12 protein-coding genes are annotated in these 16,105 nt (G+C 39.3%); 7 read left to right on the top strand and 5 right to left on the bottom strand.

Features of this window, described 5'->3' with window-relative positions:
- Positions 1 to 10: 10 nt before the first annotated feature.
- The 4 genes from aroC to ABD009_RS03870 are packed head-to-tail and all read left to right on the top strand — an operon-like array spanning position 11 to position 3,249.
- Positions 11 to 1,105 carry a chorismate synthase gene (aroC, locus tag ABD009_RS03885; RefSeq protein WP_343822842.1) on the top strand — a complete coding sequence of 365 codons (1,095 nt, stop codon included), beginning with the start codon at positions 11 to 13 and terminating at the stop codon, positions 1,103 to 1,105.
- Positions 1,106 to 1,119: 14 nt separating this feature from the next.
- Positions 1,120 to 1,755, top strand: coding sequence for an elongation factor P hydroxylase (locus tag ABD009_RS03880; RefSeq protein ID WP_343822840.1), 636 nt, complete (start codon positions 1,120 to 1,122; stop codon positions 1,753 to 1,755).
- A 54-nt stretch (positions 1,756 to 1,809) separates the two neighbouring features.
- Complete coding sequence (locus ABD009_RS03875; protein WP_343822838.1) at positions 1,810 to 2,964, top strand: ATP-NAD kinase family protein; 1,155 nt, start codon at positions 1,810 to 1,812, stop codon at positions 2,962 to 2,964.
- Complete coding sequence (locus ABD009_RS03870; RefSeq protein WP_343822836.1) at positions 2,965 to 3,249, top strand: YfcL family protein; 285 nt, start codon at positions 2,965 to 2,967, stop codon at positions 3,247 to 3,249.
- A 123-nt stretch (positions 3,250 to 3,372) separates the two neighbouring features.
- Here ABD009_RS03870 and ABD009_RS03865 read toward each other — a convergent pair whose 3' ends face one another.
- The 4 genes from ABD009_RS03865 to nhaB form a co-directional block, all read right to left on the bottom strand.
- The gene (locus ABD009_RS03865; RefSeq protein WP_343822834.1) at positions 3,373 to 7,239 is read right to left on the bottom strand and encodes an EAL domain-containing protein; all 3,867 of its coding nucleotides are present in this window, start codon (positions 7,237 to 7,239) and stop codon (positions 3,373 to 3,375) included.
- 148 nt (positions 7,240 to 7,387) lie between these two features.
- A complete protein-coding gene (locus ABD009_RS03860) occupies positions 7,388 to 9,568 on the bottom strand; it encodes a S8 family peptidase (protein WP_343822832.1) in 2,181 nt (726 codons plus the stop codon).
- A gap of 162 nt (positions 9,569 to 9,730) precedes the next feature.
- Complete coding sequence (gene dsbB / locus ABD009_RS03855) at positions 9,731 to 10,261, bottom strand: disulfide bond formation protein DsbB (protein ID WP_343822830.1); 531 nt, start codon at positions 10,259 to 10,261, stop codon at positions 9,731 to 9,733.
- Between the two features lie 3 nt (positions 10,262 to 10,264).
- Positions 10,265 to 11,848 carry a sodium/proton antiporter NhaB gene (nhaB, locus tag ABD009_RS03850; protein ID WP_343822828.1) on the bottom strand — a complete coding sequence of 528 codons (1,584 nt, stop codon included), beginning with the start codon at positions 11,846 to 11,848 and terminating at the stop codon, positions 10,265 to 10,267.
- Positions 11,849 to 12,052: 204 nt separating this feature from the next.
- Here nhaB and fadR point away from each other — a divergent pair, with 204 nt between their 5' ends.
- The 3 genes from fadR to ABD009_RS03835 all read left to right on the top strand — a co-directional run bounded on the left by fadR (position 12,053) and on the right by ABD009_RS03835 (position 15,384).
- On the top strand, positions 12,053 to 12,766 hold the full coding sequence (gene fadR / locus ABD009_RS03845) for a fatty acid metabolism transcriptional regulator FadR (RefSeq protein WP_155695467.1): 714 nt from the start codon (positions 12,053 to 12,055) through the stop codon (positions 12,764 to 12,766).
- Between the two features lie 86 nt (positions 12,767 to 12,852).
- On the top strand, positions 12,853 to 13,140 hold the full coding sequence (locus ABD009_RS03840; RefSeq protein WP_343822825.1) for a DUF1289 domain-containing protein: 288 nt from the start codon (positions 12,853 to 12,855) through the stop codon (positions 13,138 to 13,140).
- Positions 13,141 to 13,236: 96 nt separating this feature from the next.
- Complete coding sequence (locus ABD009_RS03835; RefSeq protein WP_343822823.1) at positions 13,237 to 15,384, top strand: TonB-dependent receptor plug domain-containing protein; 2,148 nt, start codon at positions 13,237 to 13,239, stop codon at positions 15,382 to 15,384.
- 84 nt (positions 15,385 to 15,468) lie between these two features.
- Here the strand turns inward: ABD009_RS03835 and ABD009_RS03830 are convergent, their stop codons facing one another.
- Positions 15,469 to 16,035, bottom strand: coding sequence for a YceI family protein (locus tag ABD009_RS03830; RefSeq protein ID WP_155695464.1), 567 nt, complete (start codon positions 16,033 to 16,035; stop codon positions 15,469 to 15,471).
- Positions 16,036 to 16,105 lie beyond the last annotated feature (70 nt).

The following is a 16,105-nucleotide window of genomic DNA, read 5'->3' as shown; positions in this document are numbered from 1 at the left end:
GATTTAAGCAATGGCTGGCAATACGATAGGCGACATATTTAGAGTAACAACGTTTGGTGAAAGCCATGGCGCAGGTCTTGGTTGTATTATTGATGGTTGTCCTCCAGGACTAGAAATTGATGAAGCGTTAATTCAAATTGAGTTGGATAAAAGAAAACCTGGTACATCTAGGTTCACTACTCAAAGACGTGAAGCGGATGAAGTAAAAATATTCAGTGGTGTTTTTGAAGGAAAAACCACGGGTACGCCTATTGGTCTGTTAATAGAAAATACCGATCAGCGTTCAAAGGATTATTCTGAGATAAAAGACAAGTTTCGCCCAGGCCATGCCGACTACACCTATTTGCACAAGCATGGAATTCGAGATTATCGTGGTGGTGGTCGCTCATCGGCAAGAGAAACTGCAATGCGAGTGGCAGCAGGTGCAGTAGCCCAAGCATGGTTAAAAACTAAAGGCATATCAATTATCGGTTATATGTCTCAACTAGGTCCAATTGCAATTAACTCGGTAGATGAAAGTCAAATTCGTGAAAATGATTTCTTTTGTCCTGATGCATCTACTGTACCTGAATGGGATCAGTACATGCGAGACCTTAAAAAGGCTGGCGACTCAGTTGGCGCAAAAATTACAGTAGTAGCAAAAGGAATGCCGGTTGGATTAGGCGAGCCTGTTTTTGACAGACTAGATGCTGATGTAGCTAAGTCTCTAATGAGTATCAACGCAGTAAAGGGCGTTGAAATTGGCGATGGTTTTGACGTTGTTGCGCAAAAAGGCTCTGAACATCGTGATGAATTAACACCTACTGGTTTTGCCGCTAATCATAGTGGTGGAGTGCTTGGTGGTATTTCTACTGGCCAGGACTTAGTGGCGCATATCGCGCTGAAGCCAACATCAAGTATCAGCGTACCAGGTAAAACCATTGACGTCCACGGTCAACCTCAAGACGTAATTACTAAAGGCCGTCACGATCCTTGTGTTGGCATTCGTGCTGTTCCAATTGCAGAGGCAATGTTAGCGCTTACTATTATGGATCATTACTTGAGACATAGAGCACAAAATGCTGACGTGGTTGTAAGTACACCTGTTATTCCAGCGTCAAACTAGAGCTAAATGGTCATATGGGTTGTCAAAATTTATCAGTGCTTAGTATCAGTAAAGCTCTGCCTATAAAGTCTAGTCAGGCGGGTGATGTGGCATTAGTTCATCAAATCACAGACTTAAAGCGTTTGTTTGACGATACTTTTGCCTCTGATTTTAATACTCGCTTAGTAAAAGGTGATGATGAGCCTATTTACCTTCCTGCTAATACTGGAGAAGGTAAGTTACCTGCACAATCATTTGCACAAGTGGTATTTGCTCACGGGTTTTACGCCAGTGCATTGCATGAAATTGCACATTGGTGTTTAGCTGGGGAACAACGCAGAAGTCAAGTTGACTATGGTTACTGGTATTGCCCAGATGGTCGAACGGCACAGGAGCAACAAAAATTTCAATCTGTAGAAATTAAGCCTCAGGCTATTGAGTGGGCGTTGTCTTTAGCGGCCGGCTTTCGTTTTCAAGTGAGTTGCGACAATTTATCCGGAGATGAGTTTGGGCAACAACCAGACAGATTAGCATTTGAAAAACAAATTCTAGACCAAATAAAAGTTTACTTAGACAATGGCTATCCACCAAGAGCTCAGCTTTTTATAGAGTGTCTTGCGGCCTTTTATAATCAATCGCCATATGACGAGTTAAAGCGATTGGTTACGTAGACATAAGTTAGCCAAAGCTAAACCCATTTAAAAATTAACAACCTTGAGAACGCAATGACAAACAAACAACAACGAAAAGCCTTTCGGTTAGGCCTTATTGTTAATCCTGTTGCTGGGATTGGCGGCAGTGTTGCATTAAAAGGTTCTGATGGAGCCGATACCTCTCAAATTGCTCTCTCTAAAGGCGCTGAGCCACTTGCTAACCAGCGAGTTAAAACGGCATTAGAGGAAGTTAGTGATTACTACGGCGAAATGGACGTATTTACCGTTGCTGGCGATATGGGTCAGACAGTATGCGAAGAGCTTGGAATAAAGCATAGCATTATATATACGCCAGATGACACTCAACAAACAACTAGCTACCAAGATACAGAAAACGCAGCAAGAGCCATGTCTAGCCTGAGCCTTGATTTGTTATTGTTTGCTGGTGGCGATGGCACAGCCCGAAATATTTGTGCGTCAGTAAGTGAAGGCAGCACCGTTTTAGGTGTTCCAGCTGGTTGTAAGATCCACTCCGGGGTTTATGCGATAACACCAAAGGCTGCAGGCCGAATTGTAAAAATGCTGGTGGCGGGTGATTTAGTTTCTTTGACCGATGCGGATGTCATGGATATTGACGAGGTATTGTTTAGACAAGGCGTGGTCAAAGCTAAGCGATATGGTGAATTACAAATACCGGCCGAGTTACGTTATGTTCAAAACGTTAAAATGGGTGGCAAGGAAAGTGATGAACTCGTTTTACAAGATATCGCAGCTCATGTAATTGAAAATATGGAAGATGATGAAATATACGTTATGGGCTCTGGTAGCACCGTCAATTTCATCATGGAAGAACTCGGTTGCAACAATACTCTACTAGGTGTTGATGTACTTAGCGATCAGCAAGTTATTCAATCTGACGTTACGGCCAAAGAACTACTACCTCTTATTAAAGACAAAAAAGTGAAACTCGTAATTACCTTAATCGGTGGGCAAGGGCATATTTTTGGTCGAGGTAATCAACAGCTTTCCCCAGCGGTAATCAAAGCCGTTGGCAGAGACAATATTATTATTGTTGCTACAAAAACAAAATTACAAGCATTAGAAGGGCGTCCGCTTATTGCCGATACGGGCGACTCTGAACTGGACAAAGCATTGTCAGGACCTATCTCTGTGGTTACTGGCTATCATGACCTAGTTATTTATCCAGTCGGCTACGAGGAGTTATAGATGGTTGATTTAGAGTTGTTGAGCGACAATGCTCAAGAGTATTTTGATAGTTATGTTGCAGAGGGTACCGACGATCAGCTTTTTGCGAGTGGTTATCTGCGCGGTCATGTTGATTTGGTTATTGGCACTGCAATTGTACAAGAAGAAACAATTACGCTTGAATCACTGGTTGATGACGTTGAAAAAAGCGTTAACAAAGCCATCAAAAATGGCGAACTAGAGCAAAATGATATAGTGACGGTGAACGACATGTTAAACCGTTTAATAAAACACTTAGCTGGCTAATCTACGTCATGTCTCAGCGTCTAATACGCTTGGCTGATACTTAGTTCAGATTAAACAAAAAAAAGGGCTTAGAGCCCTTTTTAATGTTTGTTAATTACATGTCTTGAATACCGTTCACACTTTTTAACCAATTAGGTCGAGTTTCCACGTACTTTTGTCTGCAAACTCTTCAGTAACAAATTTGGTAAATTCTGCTGGTGGAAGAGGGCGACTAAAGAAGTAACCCTGAATATATTGCGCACCATAATTATCAATAATTCTTAGCTGCTCTAAAGTTTCTACGCCTTCTGCTACAACATTTAACTGCATGGTATCAGCCAACAACATAATTGCTTTTACAATAGCCGCATCATTTTCGTTGGTATCAATATCCATAATAAATGAACGGTCAATTTTAAGTGTATCAATAGGGAATTTTTTCAAATAACTTAATGAAGAGTAGCCAGTGCCAAAGTCATCGACGGCAATACGAATGCCCATGTCTTTAAACATTTGCAGGCGACCAATGTTATCTTCAACATCCGACATTACGGCACTTTCTGTTAACTCTAGCTCAAGTAAATGCTTAGGCAGTTCACTAAGTTCAAGCGCATTTTTAACATTATCAACTAGGTTGGTTTGTTTAAATTGCACACTCGAAACGTTCACTGATACACGAATGTCTAAACCGGCTTCATGCCATTCTCTCGCTTGGAAGCAGGCTTCTTGTAAAATCCAATCACCTAACTCAATAATGATCCCCGACTCTTCCGCAATAGGAATAAAGTCCGCAGGTGAAACAAAGCCCAGCTCAGGATGAGTCCATCTTAACAAGGCTTCCGCTTTTGTTATTTCATTTGTTTTTAAATCTACTTGAGGCTGATAATAGAGCTCAAACTCATCATTCTGTAACGCCGCTCGCATATACTCTTCTAGTTGAAGGCGCTCTAGAGCTCGGTCATTTAAAGAGTTTGAGTAATATTTAAAGGTTCGACGACCACCTTCTTTAGCTTGATACATAGCAACGTCAGCGTGTTTCATTAATTCTTGTACCGAAGTTCCATTTTCAGGATACATGGCGATACCAATACTTGGCGTAACAGATACTTCGTAACCATCAACCGTGATAGGTTCAGAGATGCTGTCTATTATACGCTGCGTTACATTTGCCGTTTCGTCAGCGTTGTCCAAGTGGCTTAAAAATACTGTAAACTCATCGCCACCTAGTCGAGCAATCTCATTTTTGAACGATTTAACTTCATAGTTTCGCCCAACAAAATCGCTGTTTCTTACGCTCTGTCTTAATCGCTCAGCAACTTGCATAAGCACTTTGTCGCCAAAGTTATGACCCAAGGTATCGTTAATTCGTTTGAATCTATCTAAGTCTATAAACATAACGCCAGCTTTGTAATTGCCACGTTTAGCTAAAGACAAAAAGCGCTCCATACTTTCATAAAAACTTTGTCTATTTGGAAGGCCAGTCAGACTGTCAAAATAGGCAAGCTTATGAAGCTTTCGTTCATTTGCTAGCTGGTGTTGAATTTTAATTTGCTGCTGTCGAACTAAAATTAAGAAAAGAGCACCAGCTGCTAAAAAGTAAAACAGATAGGCATACCATGTTCTCCAAAGAGGCGGTAATACACGAATTGGAATGGTCACTTCATCACTCCAAACGCCGCTATTATTGCTGCCTTTTACTTTTAGTTTATAAAAACCATCAGGAAGCGAAGAAAATGAAATGTGATTATTTGTTCCTAAATCTAACCAAATATCGCTAAGGCCTTCCATTTTATATTTGTATTTATTTAGTTCGGGCTTGGTGTAATCAAGCGCTGCAAACTCAAAGTCAATAACGGTTTCATCGTGTTCTAATACCAGCTCACCATTTTTATTAAACAGTTCGTGGATAGGGGTTTCACTATTAGATTGACTGAACTTTGTTAGTTGTACTGGTGGCTTGTAAGTATTTAGGGTTACATCACTTGGCATGAAGGTATTAAAGCCATTTGGTCCACCAAAAAACATGCGACCAGATTTTGATTTAAAGAAAGAACCGCTGTGAAAGTCATTGCCCTGTAAACCGTGGCTAGTATTAAAGTTAACTGAATACAAACTCACAGGATTTAATCGACTTAGGCCTTTTGAATGGCTGATCCAAATACGACCGTTTTCATCTTCCAGCACGCCATAGGTAAAGCTGCTCGCTAAGCCCTGTTCAGAACCTATGTGTAAAAACTCAACTTTACCCTCTTTAAGTTTCGCTTTATCCAGTCGGGCAACCCCAGCATCTTTAGTTGGCATCCACAAATAATCTTCAGTATCCAGCAAGCCTAATATAGAATTCGATTTAATGGTATGCGGGTTTTCTTTGTCAATTTTGAAAACTTGCACTTCACCCGTCGCCAGGTTTATTTTGTTGAGACCTTCTGACATCGTGCCAGCCCAGACATTACCTTCGTTGTCTTCTACGATGTCCATAACGTAGTTAGAGGAGAGTCCGTTTGAAATAGTAAAGTGAGTGATTTCTTTTTTGTCATTAAAAATATTGAGGCCGCCACCATAGGTTGAAACAGCAATATTATTATTTTTAAGCTGTGAAATCTTAGTAATAGCGTCCGATGATAGGGCATTGTCTAGATGTTTTGTATTACTTGAATTAAAGTTTAAAACTGAACTATCCTGTAAGTTTTTTATGTATACCCCAGAGTCATAAGTGCCTGCCCAGAGCGTGTTGTCCCTTGTTATTAAAAGGCTAGGTATAGCGCTAGGCTCGGCTTTTAGCCCGTTCTCAAAAAGGCTATAAGAAGTTATTTTATTTTTGTTTCTGTCATAGCGGCTAATTCCACCCTCAAGGCTTCCTATAAAATAGTCGCCATTACCAGCTTCAGAAAAAGACAGTATGTCATCATTTGTCATGTCTGGTGAGGTTGCTCTACTAATATGTTGAAACGCTCGCGTTGCGGCATTCCAATAATTAATTCCATTCATAGAGCCCATCCAAATGACACCCCCTTCATCTTCAAATAAAGAGAAAATTTGATTACTTAAAAGTGATTTATTTTTCTCGGTTCTGTACTGAGTGAAGTTTGATTCACTTGGGTTGTATTTACAAAGTCCATTGCTAGTTGCAAACCAAACGTTTCCGTTACTATCTTGTAAAATGTCATTTACTAAGCTATCGCAGAAAGAATAAGGATCTTTGGTGTTTGGAGCAAAGTGTTGAACTTTATCTAACTTGGCACTAATTAAAATAGCGCCTTTATCTTCAGTGCCAACCCATAGTTCGCCAGACGTTGTAGCAATAATAGATCTAATACCGTTTGTTGGGATTGATAGCTCAGTCGATGTAGTTATATGTTGAAATGAAGACTCGTTCTTAAGTCTGTAGTTTATTCCTTTGTTGTAAGTTGCGACATACATAGTACCCTCGTCATCAAAAGTGATATCACTGATGCGATTTGAAGAGAGGTTTGATTCAACTTTTTTAGTATTTAATACTTGGAATTTATTTTTATTTGGATCGTAATTAATTAGGCCAGAGCGAAATGTGCCGAACCAAAGTACTTTATCTGGTCCTTCAGCTGAGCTATTGAAGTCGAAGTTCTTAACTTCCTCGGCTTGCTCGAAATCTTGAAAGTCTATAAACGCGTTCTTTTCAGGTATGTAAAGGCTTAACCCACCATCTCGGCCCACCCAAAGCCTATCTTCAGAGTCTCGGTATATTTTTCGTATTAAGTTGCTATTTAACTGTAGTGACTTTCCTACTTTGAACTTAAACTGTTGAGCATTCCTACCATTGTACTTTGTTAGTCCGTCACTGGTTGCAACCCAAATAAAACCTAGGGAATCTTGGTTTATATCATTAACCGAATTATTGGAAAGGAGGTTTTCAGAATCGAGAGATGAAAAGAGAATAGTTGACTGTAGAAACTCATTTTTTTCTAAAGGTGCTTTATCGCTGGCGAATGAAATGGCAGATGCTGCATAGAAGAACGTAAAAATACTGCTCAAAACTTTATAAAACTTTGGGTAATTCATAACAACCAAAAAAAAGAGTAAGTTACGATATTTATAACATGGAAAACTAGTTAAGTCACATAAACAAAAAAGCCCCTTTTTAAATAAAAAGGAGCTTTAAATTTATATTTATTAATTGGTGTTATTCTTGGTCAACCCAGCTAGACAAAGACATTCTTGTTTCGAGATCTTTCTTCTCTGGAAGGTCTTTTTTTGAACCGCCTTTTTTCCAGATAATCGCATTAGTAGTAACTTCTTTCTCTGGAAGGTCTTTTTTAGAGCCACCTTTTTTCCAAATAATGGCATTAACCGTTACTTCTTTTTCTGGCAGATCTTTTTTAGAACCGCCTTTTTGCCAAATAATTGCATTTCCTGTTACTTCTTTTTCAGGAAGGTCTTTTTTAGAGCCGCCTTTTTGCCAAATAATTGCATTTCCTGTTACTTCTTTTTCAGGAAGGTCTTTTTTAGAACCACCTTTTTGCCAGATAATAGCTTCAGTAGTAATTGCGTCTTCAGCTGTGCCGTTCCACTCAAAACCTTCATGAGACTCTACGTAGTACTCTTCAGTTTCTTGGTTCCAGCGAGCTGGACCTGCGTAAAACTCTTCTGCTTGTAGTGATTTTTTGATGTCCATGCCTAGGTTTGCACAGTTTGAAGCTTGGCTCATTACTGCTTCATAAGCGTCAACCATACCAGCGCCTTGGCGGAAAATGCTATAACCTAAGTTACCGCTTTCTGTTTGTGCCATGCGAGCAGAGTCAATTAAACGACACTTAACGTCATCTGGAGAAAGGTGAGGTTGGTCTTGCAGCATCAATGCTACGATCCCTGAAGTAACAGCTGTGGCTTGAGATGTACCTGATAATAAGAAGTAACCATTGTTGTCGTCATATACGCTGTAGTCTTTAAATAGCTTAGATTTTTCAGACATTAGGCCTTGCATATGAGCGCCCGGAGCGACTAATTCAGGCTTTATAAAACCAGCGTGAGTTGGACCAGAGCTAGAGAAGCTAGCTACAAAGTCGTCTTCATAGTTAAAAGGAGTGTAGTTGTCTGATGTTGCACCAACAGTGATTAAATATGGGTTATTTCCAGGTACACCAATTGTCATACCATCTGCGCCTGTATTACCAGCTGAAGTAATAACTGTGATACCGGCGTCCCACGCTGCCATAAGTGCTACATTGATCGGGTCATAGAAGTAAAGAGACTCTGCTTCAGCACCAAAAGAAAGGTTAAGCACTTTGATATTTAGGCGTTCTTTATTTTGTATTACATAAATAATAGAAGAAAGTATATTAGAATAGGTAGAGTCGCCTTTTTTATTAAAAGCTTTAATAGAGATAAGGTTAACGTCTGGTGCAATACCATTAAAAGAACCAGTAAGGTTTCCAGATTCGTCATAATTTGCGTCGCTATTGGCTATTAGACTAGTAACATGAGTGCCGTGACCAAATGCATCTTTGTTTTTACCAACAAAAGATTTGCGGTGAATTTCGCGTTTTTCGCCAAAAGAGTTGTACTCAAGTTGTTCAAACTTAGACAAGCCAGAATCAATTACTGCAACACCAACTCCACGGCCTGTAATACCCATTTTATGAAGTTCATTAGCTCGTACTTGAGACGGGAAGTATGTGTCACGTTGTTCATTTCTTGTAATGTTCTGTTTTACTGAGTCTAACTCAACAATAGAACCATCAACCAAGTTAAGTGCAATGGCGTAGTCACTATCAGCAACGCTAGAGATTGTATCAAATTTCATTGCTAGCTTTACTTTACCTTTGCTAGCTACAGAAACGTAGTCATCAAAGTAATGTGTGTAAGAATTGCCATCGACATTCTTAGCAACTTTTTTACCGTTAACTTTAAGGTTCTTTAACTTGCCGTTGTTTTCAGGCCAGTTAATTGTCAGGCTATCAATTTCTGCGTCGTCATTTGTTCTGTTTTTTGCAGTCCAAATTACTTTATTGTTTTTTGCTTTAAAACGAAGTGGTCTTTTGTTTTGCCATTCATTTGATTTAGCATCTAGTTTAACTGTTGCATCAGCAAAAAGACGAATAAGAGGGTTGCTCTTTTTAATAACTGAAACTTGGTCTTCAGTTAGCATGGCAGAAATAGCTGGGATAACAGCGAAGTCGTGAACAACTTCTCCACCAATATCGTTTACTAACGAAATCATTGAGCCTTTGCTAGCACCTTGAATTATGTATGCTTGGTGAGGTTGAAAACTTTTCATTCCAGTCAGTGAGATAACGACTGCAACAAGACTTACAGCAGCAAACGACAACGTCCACTTTTTATTGCTAAATCTTGGTAAAGACATAATTGATTAAACCCTTTTATTATTATTATGAGCAAATAAATAAGCAGGTAGTGTGCCAGTTTGTAGTTTGAATTACCGTAAGTACTTGAAGTGGTTGAGATAAGCTGTAGAGCTTTAAAAATGTACTCTACAGCTTAATAGAAAGATGTGGTGTGCTGGGCTTTATATTGACTTTTTTTTGACAACTCTTGCCGCAAGGGCAAAAAGTGCCGCTAATGAATAACCACCAAATATAATGACCATCCATTGTGGCATTGATAATGACAAAAACATCCAATCAATATCTCCACATGTTCCTCTAGGCTCAAAAATTCCCGGTAACCATTGGTGAAGTTGCAGCCAGTTAGGGAAGTTTGGATAGATATCACATGACATGAGTAACATGAAATTATCAGGATTTTGCATTTGCACATGTTCGTATGCAATTGACAGCCCCCAAAATGCTGAAACTATCCAGCCAATAAAACTTGTTAGTCTCATTAACGCCAAGTCAGGACGAACTAATGCAGGTAAGCAGGCTAAAAATAGCCCAAGCACTGCAACTCGTTGGTAAACACACATAATGCATGGTTCAAGTCCAAGGCCGTATTGGAAATACAGTGCAATAGATTCAAACGCAAACGCTGATAGGGCTAAAAAAGCCCAAGGCCAGCGCGAGGCTGGCCAAGAAGATATTACATTTACTACATTCATTAATTAGTGGCCGGCAGAGCTAGCCTCTCCTAATCCGGTGTGATGCTGAATATAGCCATTTTGATATAGCCAATCTGTCGCTTCGAACAAGCCATAATAGGTTGCCAAAATGCCCACAATAGAAAGCACTACAGTGTATGGCAACGCCATATAAACCATTTTACCGTAAGATAATCTGATTAATGGTGCTAATGCAGATGTAAGAAGGAATAGGAATGCGGCTTGTCCGTTTGGTGTTGCAACCGATGGAAGGTTAGTACCGGTATTAATAGCAACGGCTAGCATGTCAAACTCGTCACGAGTAATAATGCCTTTTTTAAGTGCCGCAGCAACTTCATTAATGTAAACCGTACCAACAAACACGTTGTCACTCACCATGGATAAGAGACCGTTGGCGATAAAGAACATCACCATCTTGGTTTTACCCTCAAAGGTTAATACCCATTGGATTACAGGAGCGAATAAACCTTGGTCGATAATTACTGCTACAACTGCGAAAAATACACAAAGCAAGGCGGTGAATGGTAGGGCTTCTTCAAACGCTTTGCCTATTTGGTGCTCATCAGTTATACCTGTTACTGACGTTGCCAGGATAATGATTGATAGTCCAATAAGACCAACGGTTGCTAAGTGAAGCGCTAAACCAATGATTAACCAAATCGCGATAACTATTTGTGCCGCGATTTTCACTTTGTCTTTTTTCGTCATTTTTGCGTCGCTATCTGCATCATAATCCATAAGAATTAAGCGAACAGGCTCTGGTAGCTCAGCGCCGTAACTAAATAATTTGAATTTCTCTACAACGTAAGTCGTCATTAAGCCTGCGATTAACGCTGGAATAGTGATTGGGGACATACGGATAGCGAATTCAACAAACTGCCAACCAGCACGTTCTGCAATTACTAAGTTTTGAGGCTCACCAACCATAGTACAAACACCACCAAGTGCAGTACCAACACCGGCGTGCATCATGATGTTTCTCATGAACGCACGAAACTCTTCTAAATCTGTGCGCTTAAGATTATCTAAGTGATCATCTGAGGTGTGATCGTGTTCAATGTGGTGAAATTGCTTACCTGATGCGACTTTGTGGTAAATCATGTAAAAGCCGGTCACAACAGTGATGATTACTGCAACAACGGTTAATGCGTCAAGGAAGGCCGATAGGAACGCAGCTGCGAAGGTAAAACAGAGCGACAGGGCTATTTTAGATCTGACTTTTAAAAGCATCTTTGTGAAAGAATACATAAGTAAGTCTTTCATAAAGTAAATACCAGCAACCATGAATATAAGCAGCAATAGAACGCTTAGGTTAGCTGAAATTTCTTGTTCAATGTGCCCGGGGCTTGTCATCCCTATTGCGACAGCCTCAATAACTAAAAGACCGCCAGGTTGCAGGGGATAACATTTTAATGCCATCGCCAAAGTGAAAATGAATTCCAATACTAATGCCCAGCCCGCTACATAAGGGTCGACCATGAATATAATTGGATTGATTATTAAACATGCAATTATTGCAAGTTTGTACCATTCAGGAGAGTTTCCTAAAAAGTTTTGATAAAAAGCGCTCAGAGAACTTTGCTGCATACTTTAACTAGCCTTCTTTCTGATATATCGTAAGTTTTTGTTTTAGTTATTTCTTCAATGTACTAAAAATGAAATTGAATTGATAACTAATTTAGTGCTTTTTATACGAAAATGTTAGTTTTCAGCACTAAAAATTGATTTGTTGTGCAATTTAAAGCATCTGGTACAATCAGTTTTTTAAGTTACCAGATATGATAAATTTACATGAAAATAATAAAGGCGCAGAGCCCAGCTGGGTTTGCCGAAGAATACATTGTAGACTCTATTTGGAATGATCGCTTCCCTCCAGGTTCAATTTTACCAGCGGAACGCGAGCTTTCAGAGCTTATTGGCGTAACCCGCACAACACTTCGTGAAGTTCTTCAGCGTTTAGCAAGAGATGGTTGGTTAACTATTCAACACGGTAAACCTACTCAAGTTAATAACTACTGGGACACGTGTGGCGTTAATATACTTTCCACATTAGCCAAACTAGATATTGATGGTGCAGTAAACCTAATTGATCAATTGTTATCAGCTAGAACAAACTTAAGTGCTATTTATATTAGAGGTGCGATTAAAAACAACCCTCAACGAGTTATTGAACTAGCTCAAGAAGCTTTGGAAGTGTCTGACGATCCTCAGCAGTTTGCCGATTTCGACTACCGTTTAAACCATGAATTAGCGCATGCCTCTGGCAACGCAATTTATGTATTAGTTCTAAATGGTTTTAAAGGTTTCTGGGAAAAAATTGCAGGGCATTACTTCTCAAATGATGAAGCTCGTCAGTTGGCTCGTAATTATTACGCTGACCTAGAAAAATTCGCAACAAGCGAAAAGCATGACGAATCAATTTACATGATCCGAAAGTACGGTATTGATTCAGGTAAAATTTGGGCAGAAATGCGAGATGCATTCCCAACAGATTTGATTGAATAATCAATATTATCGCTAAAAGAGCTCCGCATATGTGGAGCTTTTTTGTATTAGTTGCATAAAAATTCCCCCTCACATAAACTCCTGTTATGCCACAGTTAGAGTTATTTCAAATACCCAGCCCCTGCATTGGAACCTGTCAAAACGGACCCAATGGCTATTGTTATGGTTGTTTTAGAAGTAGAGAAGAGCGATTCGGCTGGATGAAATTAGACGACGAACACAAACGTCATGTCATTAAGTTATGCCAAATGAGAAAGCGTCGTTGGCTAGCAAAAAAAATCGAAATTCAACAACTCGAATCCGGCATCAATTCAACTAACGACAACCAAGTTAATGAACCAACTCCAGATTTGTTCTCTTCAGCTGACAAATAAAACTTAAAATTAATAAACAAACACAATTAAATAAACTATAAAGAAAGTAACAACGTACTGAAATTGGTTTAGCTCTTATTTTGAAAGGATATCTAATTGAAAACGCTCCCTTTGTTGTCGACTATAGGTTTAACATTACTTTCTTCTGCTGCTCTGGCAAATGATTACGCAAATGAAGAAGCAAATGGAAAGGAAAAGAAAAAACCGGATCAGTCGGTTAACGTAACTCCAAAAAGTGCGTCTACGGATAACACAGACAACAAAATAGAAAAGATTAGAGTTGTAGGCTCTAAGGATTCAGGACTAGAACTCAGTTCAGATAAAATCCTAAAAGTACCAGGCGCGGGCAATGATCCAATCAGAGCCATAGAAAGTCTACCAGGTATTGTTTTAGCCAGAGGTTTTGCTCCGGCGGTAAGAGGTAGTTCCCCAGAAGACATGTATTATCAATCGGACGATGTGCCCGTTGGTAACGTATTCCATATAGACAGTTTTAGTACCTTTCACCCTAATTTAATTAGAAGTTTTGAATTAAAAACAGGGGCTTGGGAAGCAGAGTTTAATGATGCCATTGGTGGCGTTATAGACACTCGACTAAAAGATCCTGAGATTGTAGATCCTACCGCCATTGTCGACTTTAGCTTCCTTCGAACAGGCGTGTTATTTGAATCTAAGATTAATGAAAACTCAGCCTTTTATTTTGCCATGAGGCAAAGCCTAGTTCATTTATACATTGAAGAAATTTTAGATGATGAAGAGCAGTTTCAGTTTGACCAAGCTCCTATTAATAATGATTACCAGTTTAAGTACGTTAATTACATAGACGCCGACAATAAACTGACAGTTCAAGCCACAGGCTCAAATGATGAAGTTGCATTGTTATTTGATGACGACTCCGATGAAGTTTTACAAAACCCGGATTTACAAGGCGGAATAGGCGTTGATCAGTATTACCATAATCAAAGCATAATATGGACAAACTACAGTAACTGGGGCGAAACAAAAGTCATCGCAAACAGACTTGAACGAAGCGGTGATATTGTTATTGGCCAGCTTTTAGATTTAGACGCTAAAACAACCGACTACATGTTCAAAGTCAAAAATAATCAAGACTGGGGCAATGGTGTAATAAGCTCGGGTGTTGAGCTGCGAAGTCAAACGGTGGATTATGCGGTTACTGGCAAGCAACAACCATGTAACAATGAGTTTGAGGTTTGCCCGCCAAGTTATTACGCCGATACCGAGTTCGAAAGTGATGAAATAGATATTAATTTTTACAATCTTTTTGCCGACTATGATTGGGACTTAAATGCAGACTGGTCAGCACGAGTTGGTGCCGTTTATTCTTATAATGACTACACCGAAGAAACTTTTGTAGAACCAAGAGTCACCCTTCGTTGGCAAGTAACAGATGAATATAGACTCAAAGTTGCGGCGGGCCAGCACCATCAATGGTTTAGACAGTATAAGTATTTATCCAGTAAGTTTGGGGCTCCGGATTTAAAGCTCAGTCAATCAAACCATTATGTTTTAGGTATTGAATACGTTGGTGAGTCAGATTATGCATGGCGTTTAGAAACCTATTACAAGGACATGGACGATTTAGTGGTCAGTAATCCGCTATTACAAGTTAATGATTTAACCTCAAGTCCATCTAATTCAGAAGGCGCTAATTATTTAAACGAAGGCGTAGGTGATGCCTATGGCGTTGAGTTTTTAATAAACAAAGCAATTAGTAATGATTGGTATGGCTGGCTGAGTGTTGCTTACAGTAAAACGGAACGAGTCAATAACCTGACTGGCGAAGAATTTAGATATCAATATGATTTACCTTGGATTGTGAACTTAGTCAGTAACTATGAGATTAATGAGCGTTGGCAAATAGGTGGCCGATGGAGACTTCAAAGCGGCAGTTTATACACTCCTATTATCAGTGCAGATCCGGTTTATCCTTTAGACCAATCTGGAAATCCAGATGCTGAGCAAGAACCGATTTTTTACGATCCCGTAGAAGCGGCTTTTAACTCTGATCGTTTAGAGTACTTTCATAGATTAGATATTCGTTTGGATTATCAAACAACGTTATGGAATAAAGAAACCAATATATACTTTGAGGTGCTTAATCTTTATGGCCAAAAAAGTGTAGAGGGTTACGAATATAATGCTGATTACTCTGAAAAAGAAAAAGAATATCAGTTTCCTGAAACACCAATACCGTCGATAGGCATTCAGATTATATTTTAGGGAATGTTGGAGATACAAAAAAGGCCACAATTTACAGTGGCCTTTTGGTTTTTAGAGCAATTTTAAAGCTGCCTTAAAAAATGCTTATTGCTTGATGCCTTCAATTAGCAACTCAAGTTGAACTTCGCCAACCCAAGCACTTTTAAAGTCGTAATCAGCAACGTTGATTGTTGTGGTACCAGCAAAACCAGCTCTGTAACCGTTCCAAGGATCTTTACCTTCACCAATTTTTACAGCATCAATTACGATTGGTTTTGTAACACCGTGCAAAGTGAAGTCGCCTTCAACTTTTAGTTTATTGTCACCTAAGTCTGTAATCTTTGTACTTACAAACTTTGATTTTGGAAACTTATCAACCGCTAAGAAGTCTGCGCTGCGAAGGTGCTTATCACGCTCAGCATGGTTACTGTCTACACTAGCAGGGTCAATATCAATTACAATTTTGCTTGCTTCAGGGTTTTTAGCATCGTAGCTAAAATTGCCGTCAAACTTATTGAAACGACCCGTTAACCAGCTGTAACCTAGGTGGTTAGCTTTGAAGTTAATAAATGCGTGAGCACCTTTGATATCAACTTTATAATCAGCAGCTTGTGCAATGTGACTCGCGCCTAATGCAACAATAGCGGCCAATGTAATCATTAACTTTTTCATGTTTTGTCCTTTTATTAGATTTAATTATTTTTTTATAAAATTTATAAACAACGGTTTTGAGTTTTTAATT

The organism is Psychrosphaera haliotis, assembly GCF_039523615.1.
Taxonomy (GTDB): Bacteria; Pseudomonadota; Gammaproteobacteria; order Enterobacterales; family Alteromonadaceae; genus Psychrosphaera; species Psychrosphaera haliotis.
Note: the sequence above shows the minus strand (reverse complement) of the source record. Positions and strands in the feature narration are given on the sequence as shown.